The organism is Bacillus sp. ATD (genome assembly GCF_050585765.1).
Classification (GTDB): domain Bacteria; phylum Bacillota; class Bacilli; order Bacillales; family Bacillaceae; genus Bacillus; species Bacillus stercoris.
On the sequence record NZ_JBOBQH010000008.1, the window covers coordinates 1 to 16,027 of the forward strand.

21 protein-coding genes are annotated in these 16,027 nt (G+C 44.2%); 11 read left to right on the forward strand and 10 right to left on the reverse strand.

Annotated features, from left to right (window positions below):
* Positions 1-16: 16 nt before the first annotated feature.
* The 3 genes from khtU to ACQXR1_RS16500 all read right to left on the reverse strand — a co-directional run bounded on the left by khtU (position 17) and on the right by ACQXR1_RS16500 (position 2,140).
* Complete coding sequence (gene khtU, locus ACQXR1_RS16490; RefSeq protein ID WP_430772512.1) at positions 17-1,234, reverse strand: K(+)/H(+) antiporter subunit KhtU; 1,218 nt, start codon at positions 1,232-1,234, stop codon at positions 17-19.
* Between the two features lie 6 nt (positions 1,235-1,240).
* Entirely contained in the window at positions 1,241-1,738 is a 498-nt protein-coding gene (khtT, locus tag ACQXR1_RS16495; protein WP_430772513.1) for a K(+)/H(+) antiporter subunit KhtT, read from the reverse strand.
* Between the two features lie 63 nt (positions 1,739-1,801).
* A complete protein-coding gene (locus ACQXR1_RS16500; RefSeq protein ID WP_014663387.1) occupies positions 1,802-2,140 on the reverse strand; it encodes a hypothetical protein in 339 nt (112 codons plus the stop codon).
* 165 nt (positions 2,141-2,305) lie between these two features.
* On the opposite strand from ACQXR1_RS16500, the gene ACQXR1_RS16505 reads away from it, so the two are divergent.
* Positions 2,306-3,073: an enoyl-CoA hydratase gene (locus ACQXR1_RS16505; RefSeq protein ID WP_430772514.1), complete on the forward strand. Its 768-nt coding sequence runs from the start codon at positions 2,306-2,308 to the stop codon at positions 3,071-3,073.
* Between the two features lie 20 nt (positions 3,074-3,093).
* On the opposite strand, the gene ACQXR1_RS16510 is transcribed toward ACQXR1_RS16505, so the two are convergent.
* Positions 3,094-3,279 carry a YhzD family protein gene (locus ACQXR1_RS16510; RefSeq protein ID WP_014663389.1) on the reverse strand — a complete coding sequence of 62 codons (186 nt, stop codon included), beginning with the start codon at positions 3,277-3,279 and terminating at the stop codon, positions 3,094-3,096.
* A gap of 128 nt (positions 3,280-3,407) precedes the next feature.
* Here ACQXR1_RS16510 and ACQXR1_RS16515 point away from each other — a divergent pair, with 128 nt between their 5' ends.
* From ACQXR1_RS16515 to yhaL, 6 genes are all read left to right on the forward strand, one after another.
* Positions 3,408-4,304, forward strand: coding sequence for an ABC transporter ATP-binding protein (locus tag ACQXR1_RS16515; RefSeq protein ID WP_040083572.1), 897 nt, complete (start codon positions 3,408-3,410; stop codon positions 4,302-4,304).
* Positions 4,297-5,556, forward strand: coding sequence for an ABC transporter permease (locus ACQXR1_RS16520; RefSeq protein ID WP_430772515.1), 1,260 nt, complete (start codon positions 4,297-4,299; stop codon positions 5,554-5,556). Before ACQXR1_RS16515 ends, ACQXR1_RS16520 begins: the two co-directional genes overlap by 8 nt.
* Positions 5,557-5,662: 106 nt before the next feature.
* On the forward strand, positions 5,663-6,889 hold the full coding sequence (locus ACQXR1_RS16525; protein WP_430772516.1) for a metallophosphoesterase family protein: 1,227 nt from the start codon (positions 5,663-5,665) through the stop codon (positions 6,887-6,889).
* A gap of 4 nt (positions 6,890-6,893) precedes the next feature.
* Complete coding sequence (sbcE, locus tag ACQXR1_RS16530) at positions 6,894-9,782, forward strand: DNA repair/recombination ATPase SbcE (protein WP_430772584.1); 2,889 nt, start codon at positions 6,894-6,896, stop codon at positions 9,780-9,782.
* A gap of 73 nt (positions 9,783-9,855) precedes the next feature.
* Positions 9,856-10,800 carry a 3'-5' exoribonuclease YhaM gene (gene yhaM / locus ACQXR1_RS16535; protein ID WP_069149299.1) on the forward strand — a complete coding sequence of 315 codons (945 nt, stop codon included), beginning with the start codon at positions 9,856-9,858 and terminating at the stop codon, positions 10,798-10,800.
* A 125-nt stretch (positions 10,801-10,925) separates the two neighbouring features.
* On the forward strand, positions 10,926-11,138 hold the full coding sequence (gene yhaL / locus ACQXR1_RS16540; RefSeq protein WP_003233252.1) for a sporulation protein YhaL: 213 nt from the start codon (positions 10,926-10,928) through the stop codon (positions 11,136-11,138).
* Positions 11,139-11,178: 40 nt separating this feature from the next.
* Here yhaL and ACQXR1_RS16545 read toward each other — a convergent pair whose 3' ends face one another.
* The gene (locus tag ACQXR1_RS16545; RefSeq protein ID WP_069149300.1) at positions 11,179-12,063 is read right to left on the reverse strand and encodes a peptidylprolyl isomerase; all 885 of its coding nucleotides are present in this window, start codon (positions 12,061-12,063) and stop codon (positions 11,179-11,181) included.
* A gap of 159 nt (positions 12,064-12,222) precedes the next feature.
* On the opposite strand from ACQXR1_RS16545, the gene yhzE1 reads away from it, so the two are divergent.
* Both yhzE1 and yhzE2 read left to right on the forward strand, forming a co-directional pair.
* The gene (yhzE1, locus tag ACQXR1_RS16550; protein WP_003327753.1) at positions 12,223-12,309 is read left to right on the forward strand and encodes a sporulation protein YhzE1; all 87 of its coding nucleotides are present in this window, start codon (positions 12,223-12,225) and stop codon (positions 12,307-12,309) included.
* A 124-nt stretch (positions 12,310-12,433) separates the two neighbouring features.
* Positions 12,434-12,520, forward strand: coding sequence for a sporulation protein YhzE2 (yhzE2, locus tag ACQXR1_RS16555; RefSeq protein ID WP_003155248.1), 87 nt, complete (start codon positions 12,434-12,436; stop codon positions 12,518-12,520).
* A gap of 51 nt (positions 12,521-12,571) precedes the next feature.
* Here the strand turns inward: yhzE2 and ACQXR1_RS16560 are convergent, their stop codons facing one another.
* Together ACQXR1_RS16560 and ACQXR1_RS16565 are read right to left on the reverse strand one after the other, a co-directional pair.
* Positions 12,572-12,754, reverse strand: coding sequence for a hypothetical protein (locus tag ACQXR1_RS16560; protein ID WP_024571667.1), 183 nt, complete (start codon positions 12,752-12,754; stop codon positions 12,572-12,574).
* Between the two features lie 107 nt (positions 12,755-12,861).
* The gene (locus tag ACQXR1_RS16565; RefSeq protein WP_040083567.1) at positions 12,862-13,380 is read right to left on the reverse strand and encodes a DUF3267 domain-containing protein; all 519 of its coding nucleotides are present in this window, start codon (positions 13,378-13,380) and stop codon (positions 12,862-12,864) included.
* 207 nt (positions 13,381-13,587) lie between these two features.
* Between ACQXR1_RS16565 and ACQXR1_RS16570 the strand changes: the two genes are divergently transcribed.
* A complete protein-coding gene (locus tag ACQXR1_RS16570) occupies positions 13,588-13,929 on the forward strand; it encodes a YhaI family protein (protein ID WP_251198996.1) in 342 nt (113 codons plus the stop codon).
* Here the strand turns inward: ACQXR1_RS16570 and ACQXR1_RS16575 are convergent.
* Positions 13,926-14,537 carry an HTH-type transcriptional regulator Hpr gene (locus ACQXR1_RS16575; protein WP_014663398.1) on the reverse strand — a complete coding sequence of 204 codons (612 nt, stop codon included), beginning with the start codon at positions 14,535-14,537 and terminating at the stop codon, positions 13,926-13,928. The two genes, ACQXR1_RS16570 and ACQXR1_RS16575, sit on opposite strands and share 4 nt — an antisense overlap.
* 178 nt (positions 14,538-14,715) lie before the next feature.
* Positions 14,716-15,072, reverse strand: coding sequence for a YtxH domain-containing protein (locus ACQXR1_RS16580; protein ID WP_040083814.1), 357 nt, complete (start codon positions 15,070-15,072; stop codon positions 14,716-14,718).
* A gap of 129 nt (positions 15,073-15,201) precedes the next feature.
* Here ACQXR1_RS16580 and ACQXR1_RS16585 point away from each other — a divergent pair, with 129 nt between their 5' ends.
* The gene (locus ACQXR1_RS16585; RefSeq protein WP_014663400.1) at positions 15,202-15,393 is read left to right on the forward strand and encodes a hypothetical protein; all 192 of its coding nucleotides are present in this window, start codon (positions 15,202-15,204) and stop codon (positions 15,391-15,393) included.
* A 74-nt stretch (positions 15,394-15,467) separates the two neighbouring features.
* On the opposite strand, the gene trpP is transcribed toward ACQXR1_RS16585, so the two are convergent.
* On the reverse strand, positions 15,468-15,986 hold the full coding sequence (gene trpP / locus ACQXR1_RS16590; protein ID WP_003233236.1) for a tryptophan transporter TrpP: 519 nt from the start codon (positions 15,984-15,986) through the stop codon (positions 15,468-15,470).
* Positions 15,987-16,027 lie beyond the last annotated feature (41 nt).

The following is a 16,027-nucleotide window of genomic DNA, read 5'->3' on the forward strand; positions in this document are numbered from 1 at the left end:
CACAGTGCTGCTTTTTTTATCCCTGTTTTTTTGCGGGCTGAACATCAGGCTTCCATTTAAATACCTTGTTCAGCAAGCGGTAAATCTGTTTTGATTCCTTTGTTACGAGCGGTCCCAAAATGGCTAGAATGAGGACATATAATGCGGCAAACGGCTTTAATGTGGCTGACAGTCCGCCGGCTATCCCAAGATTGGCAACGATAATCGAAAATTCTCCCCGTGATACGATCGTCAGCCCGATATTGGATGAAGCCTTATGAGAAAGCCCTGCGCGTCGTCCTGCGACCATTCCGGCGATAAAGTTTCCCACAATGGTCAAAATCACTGCACCTAACGCAAGCCAAACCGCTTCACCGAGCGAAAACGGATCAATGCTGAGGCCGAAGCTGAAAAAGAACATCGCACCGAAGAAGTCGCGGAACGGAATGACAAGGTGCTCAATCCTATCGGAATGCTCTGTTTCTGAAAAGACCAAACCGAGCAACAGCGCGCCGATGGCTTCCGCTACATGGATCGTCTCTGAAAACCCGGCGATAAAAAAGAGCGCTGCGAAAATGACGATAATAAACACTTCATTTGAGCGAATGTCCAACAGTTTATTCAACAGCGGCGGGAGTTTTCTGGCTGCGATAAAAAACAGCAGCATATAACCGAAGGCGATCAAAATGGACAAGAGCGCACTCCCTACGGATGTCGCATCACCTAGCACAAGGCCGGAAACAACCGACAGATATACGGCAAGGAAAATATCTTCAAACATAATGATGCCGAGAATCAGTTCGGTCTCGGGATTGGCGGTTCTTTTTAAATCAACGAGCACTTTTGCGACAATCGCACTTGACGAGATTGTGATGACGCCTGCGAGGACGAGGACTTCCAGAAAGGAAAACCCGGTGATAAACCCGTAAAGCAGCCCGAGGGTGAAGTTAATCAATATATAAATCGTTCCGCCGACCGCGATTGATTTTCCTGATTTGATTAATTTCCCGACGGAGAATTCGATCCCGAGATAGAAGAGGAGGAACAGTACGCCCATTCGCCCGAAAAACTCAATGATTTCACTGCTTTCAATAAATGTAAGGTCAATAATTCCCATTTTCGGCGCGTGCGGCCCAACCAGCATGCCCAGCACAATCAGAAATGGAATAATTGAAAATTTAATTTTGTTGGCGATCACACTGGCGATTGCGACAAGCACAAGTGCAGTTCCGACTTCAAATACAAGATGGTCCATCGGCGCTCACACGCCCTCTCCAGAAAGAAAATCGTGAATCAGTTTCTTCAGATGCTTTCTCTCACCTGAGAGGACAAGGGTGTCATTTTCTTCAATAACCGAATCGGCTCCGGGATTTAGGAGCTTTTCCTGATTGTGTTTGATGATGGCAATCACAGTGACATCGTAGTTCTGGCGGACATCAAGCTCTCCGAGTGTGCGCCCGATCGATTTGGCGCCTTTTTCGACCTTAAACCATTCAATAATAAGGTCGCTGAAGGCCATTTCGATGGACTCCAGAGCTTGCGGTTTATAGACCATGCCTCCAAGAATAGCTGCAATTTGCCTTGCCTCAGAATCATCCAATGAAATATTTGAGAGGAGCTCATCCGGGTCCCGGTCATTAAACCGGTAAATTTCCCTTCTTCCGTCATCATGAATGATTATGGTCATTTTTTCGCGGTTTCTCGTTTCGATTTCAAACTTTTTGCCGATGCCCGGCAGATCGTTTTCTTTAATATTCAATGAAAATCCCTCCGAATGTCGTGTTGGCAAGATGGGGTGAGTTACAAATAAAACTTGAGCAAATTATATTCGGAGGTAATTAGACTGGTATTTGACAGGGGCGGCAAAAGCTTTTTCCAGCCTGTTTATCAGCGGTTCGTCAAGGGGCTTGACAGAGAGCTGCCTGATAGAGTGCGACAGCGGGCTGTACGCGTTGATCAGCTCAGCAGGGTGCACGCTGCCCGGCGACGGTGTTTTTGCCGATTGTGTTTCCTGCGGATATGAAGACATAGGCACATAGCTGTCAGAGCTTGCTTCAAGCTGGGAAGGCAGAACCACGTCCGAAGGGGGAAAGTACACCATAAATAAACTTAACAGAAAACTGATCAGCAATTTATCCATGTTTCTTTCCTCCTTTCCCATCAAGATATCCCTTCTTTTTCACTATATAAAACTTTATGTGTTCATTCAAACAATATGCATTTTTTCAGTATCTATTGACCTTGAAAAATATGAAGGTTTATTTGGGGATGACGGGGAATGTATAGGAGAAAGAAAAAAGAAAGCGTATACATGGAGGTGCTTCATATGAAGTTTATTCAATATGAATGTGATGGGGCTGTTGCGGAGATTATCTTGAATCGCCCTGATGCCCATCACGCCCTGAATGAACAGATGCTGGCTGAATTGAAGGAGGCAGTCGAAATGGCGGCTGCAAGCGAGGCGCTCATTGTTCTCCTGAGAGGAAGCGGGAAAGGCTTTTCCGCCGGCGGTGATATCAGGATGATGACGTCAGAGCATGAACCTGATCAATTTAAACGACTGATGGATACGATTGAGGCTGTCACCCTGAAGTTATACCAGATGAAGAAAGTGACAATTGCAGCCATTCACGGTGCTGCTGCGGGGCTGGGCCTGAGTTTGGCGCTTTGTGCGGACATTGTGCTCGCTGAAAAAAACGCCGTTCTCGCGATGAATTTTATTGGCATTGGGCTTGTTCCGGACGGCGGCGGACATTATTTGCTGAAGAAAAGAATCGGCGAAGCAAAAGCGAAAAAGCTGATTTGGAGCGGGAAAAAACTATCTTCCTCTGAAGCTGCCGATATGGGGCTTCTAGATGGAACATTTACCGGAGATCCTGCCGAAGGTGCAAGACCCATTATCGAAACCCTGTTGGCTTCACCTCTTTTGGCGATGATCGAAACGAAAGGCATCTTTCAAAGCCTACATCTTGAAGAACTGAAAAAGGTGCTTTCTCTTGAGCGCAGCGCCCAAGAGAAAATGAGAATGACCAAGGATCATCAAGAAGGAATCCGTGCCTTTTTAGAGAAACGGGAACCGAAGTTTCAAGCGTAACAGATCAGCCGGAAAGCTGATCATCTGTGAAACAAAATCAGCTTTCCGGCTGCATTGACTAAACGATGAGTATGACTGTGAAGCTCTTTTTCTTTTAAGATAACTTCACCATGCGTTTTAGCCGCTTCTTCATTTTCCGCCTCGAATCGCTCGTTTACCAGTGTGTTCCCCGAAGGATCAAAAACAGTTAGGAAATAATCAGCCATCAGGTTTCTCCTCCATTTTTCATGATTTATCAGTCTTTCTTCATTTATATTCTAACCAGGAAATGAAAATCCTCTATTATGTTTCATCCAAAATTAGTATATAATGGGTCAGGGAAGGAGGAGATTCGGTGCTTACAATTGATCACGTAACGAAGACATTCGGAGATTACAAAGCTGTTGACGGATTGGACTTAGATATTCCGGAACAGCAAATGTTCGGTCTGTTAGGCGCAAACGGAGCGGGAAAAACGACGACGTTTCGCATGATCCTAGGATTATTAAGCATTACGGAGGGCTCAATCAGCTGGAAGGGCCGTCCTGTGAATTATCATATCAGCAACAAAATCGGTTATTTGCCGGAAGAGCGGGGTCTTTATCCGAAAATGAAGGTAAAGGATCAGCTTGTCTATCTCGCCAGATTAAAAGGGATGGAGAAGCGGGAGGCTGTAAAAGAGCTTGGGACATGGCTTGAACGCTTCAATATTACAGATTACGAGAATAAGAAGGTGGAAGAGCTTTCAAAGGGGAATCAGCAGAAAATCCAATTCATTTCGGCAGTTTTGCATAAGCCGGAGCTGCTGATTCTTGATGAACCTTTCAGCGGCCTGGACCCTGTCAATGTTGAGCTGTTAAAAGAGGCTGTGATCTCGCTGAAAAACAGCGGCGTTTCTATTTTATTTTCAAGCCATCGGATGGAACATGTGGAGGAGCTCTGTGAGAACCTTTGCATATTGCAGAAAGGAAGACCGGTCGTGCAAGGCAAGCTGAAGGAGATAAAGCGCTCCTTCGGTAAAAAGAATGTTACCATCCACTCCGATGACGATCTGCGATTTTTGCAGTCTCATGAGGGTATTCTTCAATGGAAGGAAACGGCCGACGGCGTCAAGCTGCAGATCGCCAATGAAGACATCTCTCAAGAGATTTTTGCGATGCTTCAGGGAAAAGGGTTTATCAGAAAGTTTGAGCTTGAAGAGCCGTCACTGCATGATATTTTTATAGAAAAGGTGGGGGCCGTCTATGAATAAATTTTGGATCATGCTCTCTCATACATACAAAAATAAGATTATGGCAAAATCCTTTATTATTTCGACTGTCATCACGGTGCTGCTTGTTTTAGCTGTAACGAATCTGGAGTCGATCATTTCTTTGTTTCAAGGTGAAGACGCGAAAGAAAAAATCGCTGTTATTGATGAAACAAACGAATTATATCCGATTTTTTCAAAGCAGCTGAAAGCGGTGGATACAGACGGCGATCTTGAGGTGAAGCTGTCGAAGCAATCGGAGGATGAGGTCACAAAGCAAGTCAAAGATGAAGCGTTCGATGGCATGCTCATCATCAAACGAGATGAAAAAGGGACCATTTCAGGAACATATAAAGCGTTAACGATTTCTGATGAAAGCACGTATCAAACGCTGCAGCAGGCGCTGACGCAAACCAAAACGGCTGTCGGAACGGCGGAGCTCGGCGTGTCGCAGGAAACGATCAGCAGCCTTTATGCGCCCGTTACTGTGGGGCAGAAGGCGCTGAAAGAAGGAGCGAAGTCTGAGGAAGAGCTTGGCCAGACGGTAGGGCTTGTTTACATTATGCTGTTTGTCATTTATTTTTCAGTGATTATGTATGCCAGCATGATTGCGATGGAGGTCGCAACTGAAAAATCTTCGCGGGTCATGGAAATCCTGATCTCAAGCATGCCGCCGATCCAGCAAATGTTTGCAAAGCTGCTCGGTATCGGGCTTGTCGGGATCACACAGCTTGCTATCATTATCGGAGCCGGCTCTCTGTCTCTTAAGCTGAACCAAAAGAGCGAAACGGCATCATCTGTCGGCGGATTCCTTAATCTGACTGACGTATCAGCAACGACTGTCATCTATGCTGTCATTTTCTTTTTGCTCGGATACTTTTTATACGCGACACTCGCCGCGTTTCTCGGCAGCGTTGTCAGCAGAATAGAAGATGTGCAGCAAGCGATCACGCCGATGACGCTTTTGGTTGTCGCGGGTTTTATGATCGCGATGTTCGGATTGAATGCGCCTGACGCAGGATTTATTACGGTAACTTCGTTTATTCCGTTCTTTACGCCAATGATTATGTTCTTGCGCGTCGGCATGCTTGATATTCCATTCTGGCAGGCGGCAGCCGGAATCGGAATCACACTGCTCACCATTGTCATACTGGCCGTTATCGGCGCCAGAATTTATAAAGGCGGTGTATTGATTTACAGCAATTCAAGCGCGTTCAAAGCGATCAAACAAGCGCTTCGTTTAGCGAAAAACTGATTGGAAAACAGCCTGGGGATTCTCAGGCTGTTTCTTTATTGACAGAACGTGCATTCGCAAGAATTCGGTGCTAAAATAAGGGTACTTCATCCTGGAAAGGAGCAGAATGTTGACTGATCTAACCTTTATTCATGCGGCAGATCTTCATCTTGACAGCCCGTTTTACGGGATATCGCAGTTGCCGGAGCCGATTTTTGCCCGGATTAAAGAAAGCACGTTTGCAAGCGTGAGACATATAATAAACGCCGCAATGAGAGAAAACGTTGATTTCATTTTGCTGGCGGGGGATCTGTTTGACGAAGCCAATCGAAGCTTAAAGGCTCAGCTCTTTTTGAAAAAGCAGTTTGAAAGACTCAGAGAGTGCGGAATTTCGGTGTACGTCATCTTTGGGAATCACGATCATCTTGGCGGGGAGTGGACGCCGATTGAATGGCCTGAGAATGTCCATATTTTTTCGTCAGCTGTTCCAGAAGAAAAATCGTTTTTTAAAGAAGGCAGGCGTATAGCGAGCATTTACGGATTCAGCTATCAGGCCAGAGCCGTGACGGAAAACCAAGCCGCCCGCTATCGGAGATCAACTGACGCACCGTTTCATATCGGTATGCTCCACGGCACGCTGTCTGGATCTGAAGGACACGATCCGTATTGCCCGTTTACACATGACGACCTCGTGAAGAGCGGGATGGATTATTGGGCGCTTGGCCATATACATAAACGCCAGGTTCTATCTGCCGAGCACCCGGCAGTCATTTACCCGGGAAACACGCAAGCACGCCATATGAAGGAGACGGGAGAAAAAGGCTATTATCTCGTTCATGTGACAAACGGAGAAATATCTTATGAATTTCAGAGAGCTCATGATGTCCTGTGGGAAAAAGCAGCGGTAGATGTGACGGAGGCAAAGAATATGACTGTTCTCTTCCAAATGGTGGAGGACACGTTTTCGAAGCTGCGAAAAAAGGGGAGCCCTGTTTGTGTAAGGCTTGTTTTACAAGGAACTGCGCCAGAATGGCTGCTGAAGGCGCCAAAAGGCACCTTGGAAGAGTTTCTTGAAACGCTTCAGGAGCAAGAAGCGGAGGAGGAACTGTTCGTTTGGCCTCTTGCATTGGATGATGAGACAGAAAACGAAGCTAACGTAACAAATCTTGATCCTTTTTTTGGCGGTTTATTTGAAGACATAGATCGCAGCGATCTGTCAGACGTGCTGGAAGGACTTGAGCGGCATCCAGTGTATAGAAGGCACGCAGACCGGTTTAGCCAAGAGGAAGTAAAGGAAATAAAAGAACAGGCACAAATTTTATTGAAAAAGCAGCTTAAGGTGCTTGAACCATGAGGCGGTGACAGCTTTGCGAATTATATCTTTACACATCTACCAATATGGAAAATTTTCTAATCGAACCTTTCATTTTTCCGCCTCTCCTGTCCAAGTTATCTACGGATTAAATGAGGCAGGAAAAACGACGATGATGTCATTTATTGAAAGCATGCTGTTCGGTTTTCCGAGAACGAAAAAATATGAACCGAAATCAGGCGGTGTCTACGGTGGTATTCTTGAAGCTGAACATCCTGAGTATGGGGTGCTGAAGATCGAACGGACGAAAGGGACTGCCGAAAAGTTAAGAGTGTATACAGAAAAGGGCGAAGTAAAGGATGGAGATGTTTTAAAGCGACTGTTCCAGGGCACAGACAGGTCGTTGTACAAAGCCATTTATTCGTTTGATGTATTCGGGTTGCAGGAAATTCATGCTTTTAACCGGGACAAGATAGGGGAATTTTTGCTATTCTCCAGCTTGTTTGGAGCTGAAGCCGTATCAAAGCTTGATTCAAGGCTGACGAAGGAAAGCGAAAGGCTCTATAAACCAAACGGGCGAAACCCTCAATTGAATCAGGAGCTGGAAACGCTTAAGCAGCTGGCAGTGAAGCTAAAACAGGCTGAAGCAGAGGAAGCGGGCTATCATCAGCTTCTTGAGGAAAAACGAACGTTTGAAGCCCGCCTTGCAGCCGCGGAAACCGAATTGAAAGAGACGGCGGAGCATATCCGAATGATAGAGGGAGCGATTGAGCGAAAGCCGCTGTTGAATGAAAAAGCGACACTCGAACAGGTGATTGCGGAATTTCCGGAACATGCAGGACAATTTCCGGCTGACGCACTGCACCAGCTGGAAAAATATGAATCCCACCTTCACCCGAAATCCGCACAGCTTGAGGCGCTTCGGGTGAAGATGGCAGAGCTGGACAAACAGAGGCAAAAGCTTACCCCAGATAAAGAACTATTGGCGAAAGAAACGCTGATACAAGAGCTTTCGGCATCATTTCATGTGTACCAATCATGGGGAGAACAGCTGGCCGCCATTCAGGCACAGCTGCGCCAGTCGTCTGCACAGACAGCGGCAGGTCTCGAACAGCTAAATAAAACGGATGAAAATGAGCTTCTGAATATGAACACGTCATATGATTATGAATGGCAGCTTCAGCAAGCCGTGCAGCAATATGTACAGGCAAGAGACAGAAAACGGCAGCTTGACGAGACGTTTGAACTTGCCCGGCAAGAGCTGGAAGACGCAGAAAAAGCCGTTCATGCCGCTTCGTCCGCCATTCTTGAAGACAGCCAAAGAAAAGATAAAGAAGCGGCACTTAGCGCATATGATGAAACACAAGGGCAGCACCAAGAGCAAGCACAGCTGAGAGAGCAGCTAACGTTTTTTGAAAGACAGCAGGCTAAACAGAGAAAGGCTGTCATTGCAGCTGGTATGTTCTTCATCGTTCTCTTTTTTCTGCTGCAGCAGGTGATTCCCGCCATCAGTATCGGCGCTGCACTTATTGTGTATTGGCTTTTATCAGGAAAAAAAACGTCTTCTCGAAACAGCCGGGAGACAAGACAGCCAATGACGGATATTTCACCAGCAGAAGCTGAAAAGCTGAGAGAAGCGTTATGGGAGGACGACCGCAATAAACAGCATCTTCTCACGCAGCGAGCAGCGCTTCAGCAAAAAGAGGCGGCGTATGAAAGGGTCATCCAGCAGTTTGAACAGTGGGAAGCCGATATGGCCCCGTCCTTAACACAGGTCGAGCGTTTTATGAATGAGCTCGGATTTAACGAAGATCCATCGTTTTTGCTTGATGCATACAGCTTAATGAAGGATGTCAAAAAAGAAGTGAGGAAAAAGCATGAGCTGACTATTGAAGCAGGCAGGCTGAAAAAGCACCGGAGAACATTCGAAGAACGCATCAGCATGCTGCATCCTCATAGTCAGGACATCTCCATCTCGGACGCCCTTCACACATTGCGGAAAAACATTGAGCGTGAAAAAGAAATTGAGAAGCAAAAAAAGGAAATTGAAACAGATATTCATTATACAAAGGAACAGATGCTTGAGCTTGAGCAAGAAATACAGTATTTTCACGTACAGATCGAACAGTTATTTGCCGCGGCTGCTGCAAAAGACAGAGATGCGTTTTTTGCCACAGCCGACATCAGCAGGCAATTGAAGGATACGGAGAACAAGCTTTATCACGTAAACGCACAGCTTCAAGGCGGGCACCCAGAGGAGCTTGAACTGGCGGATTCCAATACGCTTTCTGAATTGAAAAACAAGCAAGTCATCGAGAATGAAAGAAAAGAGCGGCTGACTGAGGAGATCGAGCAGCTCCGCAGCCAAATCGCACTGCTCTTAGTCAAACAGGAACAATTAGAGGCTTCGGGATTGGTGTCAGATCTCAAGCTTCAAACCGAAATGCAAAAAGAACGTGTGAAAGAAACGGCTAAAAAATGGGCCTCCATACAAATGGTCAAACAAGTGATCAAAAACAAATTGGAGCGGCATAAAAAGGTTGAGCTTCCGCGCCTTCTGGAGACAGCAGGAGAATTCTTCCGCCCCCTGACTGACGGAAGCTACCAAACCATTTATTTTTCCGAAACGGATGATTCGATCATGGTTATGCATCGCGATGGAACTGTCTATCATGCGGAAGAGCTGTCACAAGGGACGTGTGAACAGCTGTATACAGCGATCCGATTTGCTCTGGCTGTTACGCGCCAGGATGGGTCAAAGCTTCCGTTTCAGCTTGACGACAGCTTTGTTCATTTTGATCAGGAAAGGCTGAAACGTGTATTACATGTTCTGTATGATTTAACCGAAGGCGGAAGGCAGATTTTGTATTTTACATGCCATGACCATGTGAAGGATGCATTTCATAGCAGCCAAACTATCCATTTGGTGTCATAAAAGAGGTTCTATAGCTGAAAATCGGTATGTGATATACTGGTATTATGTAAGATACGGAGGGAGCTTTAATAGAATGGCTAAAGGGATTATGCTACATGAGGTTGGCGAACAGGTGGACCAGTATCTATTGATTAAATCCTCGACGAAAGGGATTGCAAGCAATGGAAAACCGTTTTTGACGCTGATGCTGCAAGACCAGTCAGGCGATATTGAAGCAAAGCTGTGGGATGCCAAGCAAAGTGATGAAGTGACCTATGCGCCGCAGACGATTGTCAAGGTTGTCGGCGATGTTCACCATTATCGCGGCCGCACCCAGCTGAAGCTAAGAAATATCAGACCAGTAAGCGAAAATGAAAACGTCAATATTGATGATTTTCTAGAAACTGCACCGATTCCGAAAAATGAAATGATGGATACCATCACTCAATATATATTTGAAATGAAAAATCCGAATATCCAGCGAATCACAAGGTTTTTAGTGAAAAAACATGAAGCTGAATTTATGGATTATCCGGCGGCTACGAAAAACCACCACGAGTTTGTCTCAGGTTTGGCGTATCATGTTGTCTCTATGCTGAACTTGGCAAAATCAATAGCAGATTTATATCCGTCTCTTGATCGTGATCTGCTTTATGCCGGTGTTATTCTGCATGATCTTGGAAAAGTGAAGGAGCTGTCCGGCCCTGTTTCCACTTCATACACGGTTGAAGGCAATTTGCTCGGCCATATTTCGATTATGGTGACAGAGCTTTCAAAAGCGGCTGAGGAGCTTCAAATCGATTCTGAAGAGGTGTTAATTCTTCAGCACTTGATTTTGAGTCACCATGGCAAAGCGGAATGGGGCAGTCCGAAACCGCCGATGGTGAAAGAAGCGGAAATTCTTCACTATATAGACAACCTGGATGCAAAAATGAATATGATGGACAGAGCGCTTGAGCGCGTGAAGCCGGGCGAGTATACTGAACGTGTATTTGCGCTGGAAAACCGTTCCTTTTATAAACCGACATTTCATAAATAACTTAAAAAGGACTGATGCTGACATATTCAGCTCAGTCCTTTTTGATGCGTCTTTCCCGCTCATAACTCGTCTCATTCCCGCATATGGTTAAGAATAAAGAATTTATGCAAAAGGGGGAGGAGCCCGTGTTATTTTTTCCATGGTGGGTGTATCTTTGTATTGTAGGCATCATTTTCAGCGCATATAAACTTGTGGCGGCAGCTAAAGAGGAAGAAAAAGTAGACCAGGCTTTTATTGAAAAAGAAGGGCAGATTTATATGGAGAGGATGGAAAAGGAGCGAGAACGCCGCAGTTCTCAGCAGCATGAAGAAGAAAATCAAAACCATTCCATCGCATAAAAAAAGCTGTGCGGCTCAATGAGCCTGCACAGCTTTTTTATTACTTAGAACTGCTTGAAGATGAAGAAGTGCTGTTGCTTGTTGAAGATGTATTAAATGTGTCTTTCAGATCTTTATCTTTTACTTCGATGTCAGCCTTCTTCATGACTTTTTGAACAGCTTCCTGAACGGCATTGCTGTCATTTAGTTTTTGTTCAAGCACTTCAGATTTCAGTTCTTTTTTCATATCATCGTATTTGCCGCGTTCTTCGGTCTTTTTAATGATATGGTAGCCAAATTGTGTTTTCACAGGATCGCTGACTTCGTTTGTTTTCAACTTGAATGCAGCTTTTCTGAATGTGGAATCCAGTTGTTCGTTATCTTTTGAAATCCAGCCAAGTTCGCCACCTTTTGAAGCTGAGCCTGTGTCTGTAGAGTATTCCTTCGCAAGGGCATCAAATTTCTCGCCTTTTTTCAGCTTTTTCTCTACTTCTTCAGCTGTCTTTTTGTCAGCGACAAGGATATGGCTTGCGCGAATCTGGCCTTTTAAGCCTTCCCAGTATTCTTTAATTTCATCGTCTGTTACTTTGATGTTATCTTTAGCCGCTTTTTGTGTCAGCAATTCATATTTTACTTGTTCTTTAAGGTAATCCTTGCCATATTGCTTTTCGAGGGCAGTATATTGATCCCCAAGCTGCGTTTTGTATTCTTTCAGCTTGTTGTCAATTTCTTTATCCGAAACTTTATACTTCTTGTCCAACACTTTTTCTTGCACCAGCTGTGTCAGGACGCTTGCGCCAGCAGTTTTCTTCATGTTTGTGTAAAGCTCGCCTTTAGTTACATCGCCTGCGTCTGTTTTTGCGATGACTTCTTTGTCGCCGCTGCTGCAAGCACTGAGAGCGAGGATGCTTGTAGCAGTGATAGCTGCTATTGCGATTTTTTTCATGGTTTTCAAACACTCCTAATCATTCCAAATTAAATTACCTATGCGTATCATAACATATTGTGGCTTTCTGTAAAAAGATTTTAAATAAAGGGCATTCGTCTAGTCAAACTTTTGCTGATGGCATACTTATATATTGATCAAGAAAAGGAGGTATGTAACATGAGCGGAGGATACTCTAACGGGTTCGCGTTGCTTGTAGTACTGTTCATTTTGCTTATCATCGTAGGTGCAGCTTACATCTACTAAGCAGCCCGGGGATCGCTTGCAACATAAGCGATCCTTTATTTTCACTAGCGCCTAATCGTTTCAAACATGAATTGCATAACATGTAATTGGTAAATAAAGTTTTTTACAGGAGGTGCTTTTTAAGATGGGTGAAGTTTTTGCAGGCGGATTCGCTTTATTGGTTGTGTTATTTATTTTATTGATTATCATCGGCGCTTCTTGGCTGTACTAATCAACATAAAAAAGCATAGCTGCCCAATCGCAGCTATGCTTTCTTTCGTTTTTACACTGTAAAGGAGATCTCCACAAACGAAGAGATCAGTAAAATTAATATAGATACATTAATAAATCGGAATACCTTATCTTGCCGCTCTTCAGGAATCTCTCTGACAAGGCATAATGTATTGGTGAGCCTGTTTATGAAATATAAAATAAACACGGCAGCCACGATAAAATAGAATAAAATGATGGGAGATTCCCCCTCTCTCTGAACTGTCCCATATTACATTACCAAATATTTATTAAAAAAGATAGAATGTAAATTGAAAAATCGCTGCCAGCACCAGGGGGTGGCTACTTTTCAACAAGAATATCCAAGCCGTCTGCTTCCTGATCAATAAAAGCGGTTTTCGGCGCTTTTATCAGCTTGAGGGCCAGCAGGAAGTCAGGCAGACAGTAGCCGGCGTGAATGCCCGAGATCATGCAGAAATAATGAGCGTGATTCGGAAACGCCAGTGCGGCGTAAAACAATACCGGTGTAATCAGCAAGAACGGACTTACCAATGAAATCAGCATTGTTGTTTTTGGTATTCGTTTCCATGTGCGCATGCGCAATATGTAAAACTTTTTTTCTATTTTTCTTTTTTTGCAGATGATTGGCAGGACATGGATGACTTTATGTACAAATAAAATAACGACGAGCAAACCGCCGAATAAAGGTACATATTCATCGCTTAAGCTTGTGCCAGGCCGCAGCAGCTCAAAAGCTAAAAAGGTAGAGATAAAAACCAAAATCATAAAACATACAGCAGTTAATATTATGCGAACGGCGCCATAATCCTTCATGAGATTTATGGTCTTCCAGCAATTCATCAAAGTCATCCTTCCATACATCTTGAGTAGAATCTCAAAATAATTTACTCCTCCCAAGAGAAAAAATCAATGCTTTTTTAAGAAAAAATATCATCCGGCAGGTATTTTTTTGAAACAAGCAAACAAACTGCGAAATATGGGGTTAGAACTTTCTTCTCAGTGAATTATCAGCTAAAATAAGATTAAAGATAGAAAGAAGTGGTGTGGATGGATTCGATGGATCATCGCATTGAGCGATTAGAATATTACATACAATTATTAGTGAAAACAGTAGATATGGACAGGTACCCCTTCTATGCGCTTCTCATTGATAAAGGGCTGAGCAAGGAAGAAGGGGAAAAGGTTATGGGGATATGCGATGAATTGTCGGAAGAGCTGGCAACACAAAAAGCGCAAGGATTTGTAACCTTTGATAAGCTCCTTGCGCTTTTTGCCGGACAGCTGAATGAAAAGTTAGATGTTCATGAAACGATTTTTGCCCTGTACGAGCAGGGGCTTTACCAAGAGCTGATGGAAGTCTTTATCGACATCATGAAGCATTTTGATTAACTGTTTACAGGTTCGAGCTCTTCTGCCGGTTCATCCGCCGTACTGTCCTTTGCTTTTTTCTTCAGTTTTCCGTTTACGCTTTCAAAGTCATTGTCAATATTGGTGAGTGACGTTTCGAAAATTTCCATAAAATCATCGCCGTAGATATGGCGTATCATACACATCATTTCTGCCACTTCAGGGAATTTTCCGAATAAATGGTACAGAGGCTGTGACCCTTTAAAAACAGCGTTGCGTGTCGGATCAAATTCCTCAAGCAAGCTCCAGAATACCTCGGTGCCTTCCTCAGTCAATTGGACGTATGTGTTCCGTTTATCGTTCAGCCGTTTGGAGAATCTTAAATATCCCCGTTCTTCCAGCTTTTTTGAAAAGTTGAATGCGGTTGATACGTGCATGACCCCGAATTTTGCGATTTCAGAAATGGAAGCTCCATTCAATTGATACGCAATCCATAAAATATGATGCTCATTAATATTCAGGTCATACGGTTTGAGCCATTGCTGCCAATCCTTCTCGATCGATTTCCAAAGAGCCTTGCTAAGCTGAGCCATTTTCTGGGTGAAGACCAGAGCTTCTTTCACATCATAGGGCGGTTCCACTCGATTCATTACGTCACCTGCTTCTCTTTTTCTTTTTCTCTATTATGCCAATAAAATAAAGATTAATAAAGATGAAAATGTAAGAATTTTTTAATAAATTCACAAACCATTGTGGCGGAAGGGTTTATTGGCCTAAAAAAAATACGGGTCCAATTTCGGCCCGCATTTTTTTCTTTTGAATAGGATATTAGTTTTGTAAGGTTTTCTCCAGCTGTCTGATTTTCTCTTCAATATCAGCAATTTCTTTTTGCAGATCCTGCTGGTGAGGCTTGATCTCTTCCTGCCATTTTTTAATTGACGTTTGGAGCTCGCCGCCTACGTCTTTAATCACATCTGTGCTTTCTTTTGCCGCCTTGATCAACTGGTCTTTTAACGCAAGCCCGTCTGATTTTAAGCGTTTGATCGTTTCTTCTAAAGAATCATAATTGGTCTTCATTTTTTCACGCAGCTGCTTTCCTGAGGAAGGTGCAGTAAGAAGAACCGCTGCTCCTCCGATAATGCCGCCTACGAATAGTCCTGTTAATAGAGAACGTCCGCTCGCCATTACAATCACCCCGTCTTTTTCTTCAAAATAGGATTCATTCAGCATTTTTCATTTTTGTTGAAAGCCTGAACTTCTATACATAGCTTGCTTTATTTTAGCATATTTTTTAAGTGAAAAGGAGGGAGAAGGTTGTCTGTCTTTTTGATTGTGTTATCCTGCATCACCCTTGCCTTCGCTACAGGCGCTGTTTACTATATCAGACTTCTCAGCCAGGCTGCTTCTTATCCGCCCAAGAAGGTGATCCGGCAAAAAGCGCTTGTTTGTTCAACCGGAACCGCCTTTACACTATGTCTTATCTTTTTCACAAAACTCCTCGCTTAAAACATGCTGACATGCTGCGGGCGCTCTGTTTTAAAAAAACCTCTCCCGGAAGCGGAAGAGGTTTTGTGTGACAATTATTTAGCAGCTTCCATAAAGCTCGAACGTCTTAAAATGGTTTGCACAATCGGATAAATAATGATCATTGAGATTGTATTCAGCACAGCGGCCGGCAGAACAACGGCTGCGAACAATGCGGCGAAACCGCCAGGCAAACCGACGATCAATAAAGCTGAAGATAGAAACACAATTCCCGATAAGATGGTCCCGATTACTGTCAGCACAGCGGCTGCACCTGTTTTCCGGCTCTTTCTGAACAAGAGAAACAGGGAGAAGAACAGAAACGCTGATACGGGTTTGTCGATGATGTTAGGGATCTGTCCGGCTGGAAATGCGGTTGTAAGCGCGGAAATGATTCCGGTCACGATCCCGATGACGAGTACGTTTTGCACCCGGGGGAACAGCAGAATGCCCATGAACATCATGATCAGCATCATATCTGGTTTCATGCCGCCTAAAAAGGGCGGAATAATGGAATGAAGCGCTGCGCCGATTGCGGCAAACAGAGCCATAATGACTAACTCTTTTGTTTTCATATCTATGCTCTCCTCTGCTAAGCTTTTGCCCTCCAATAATA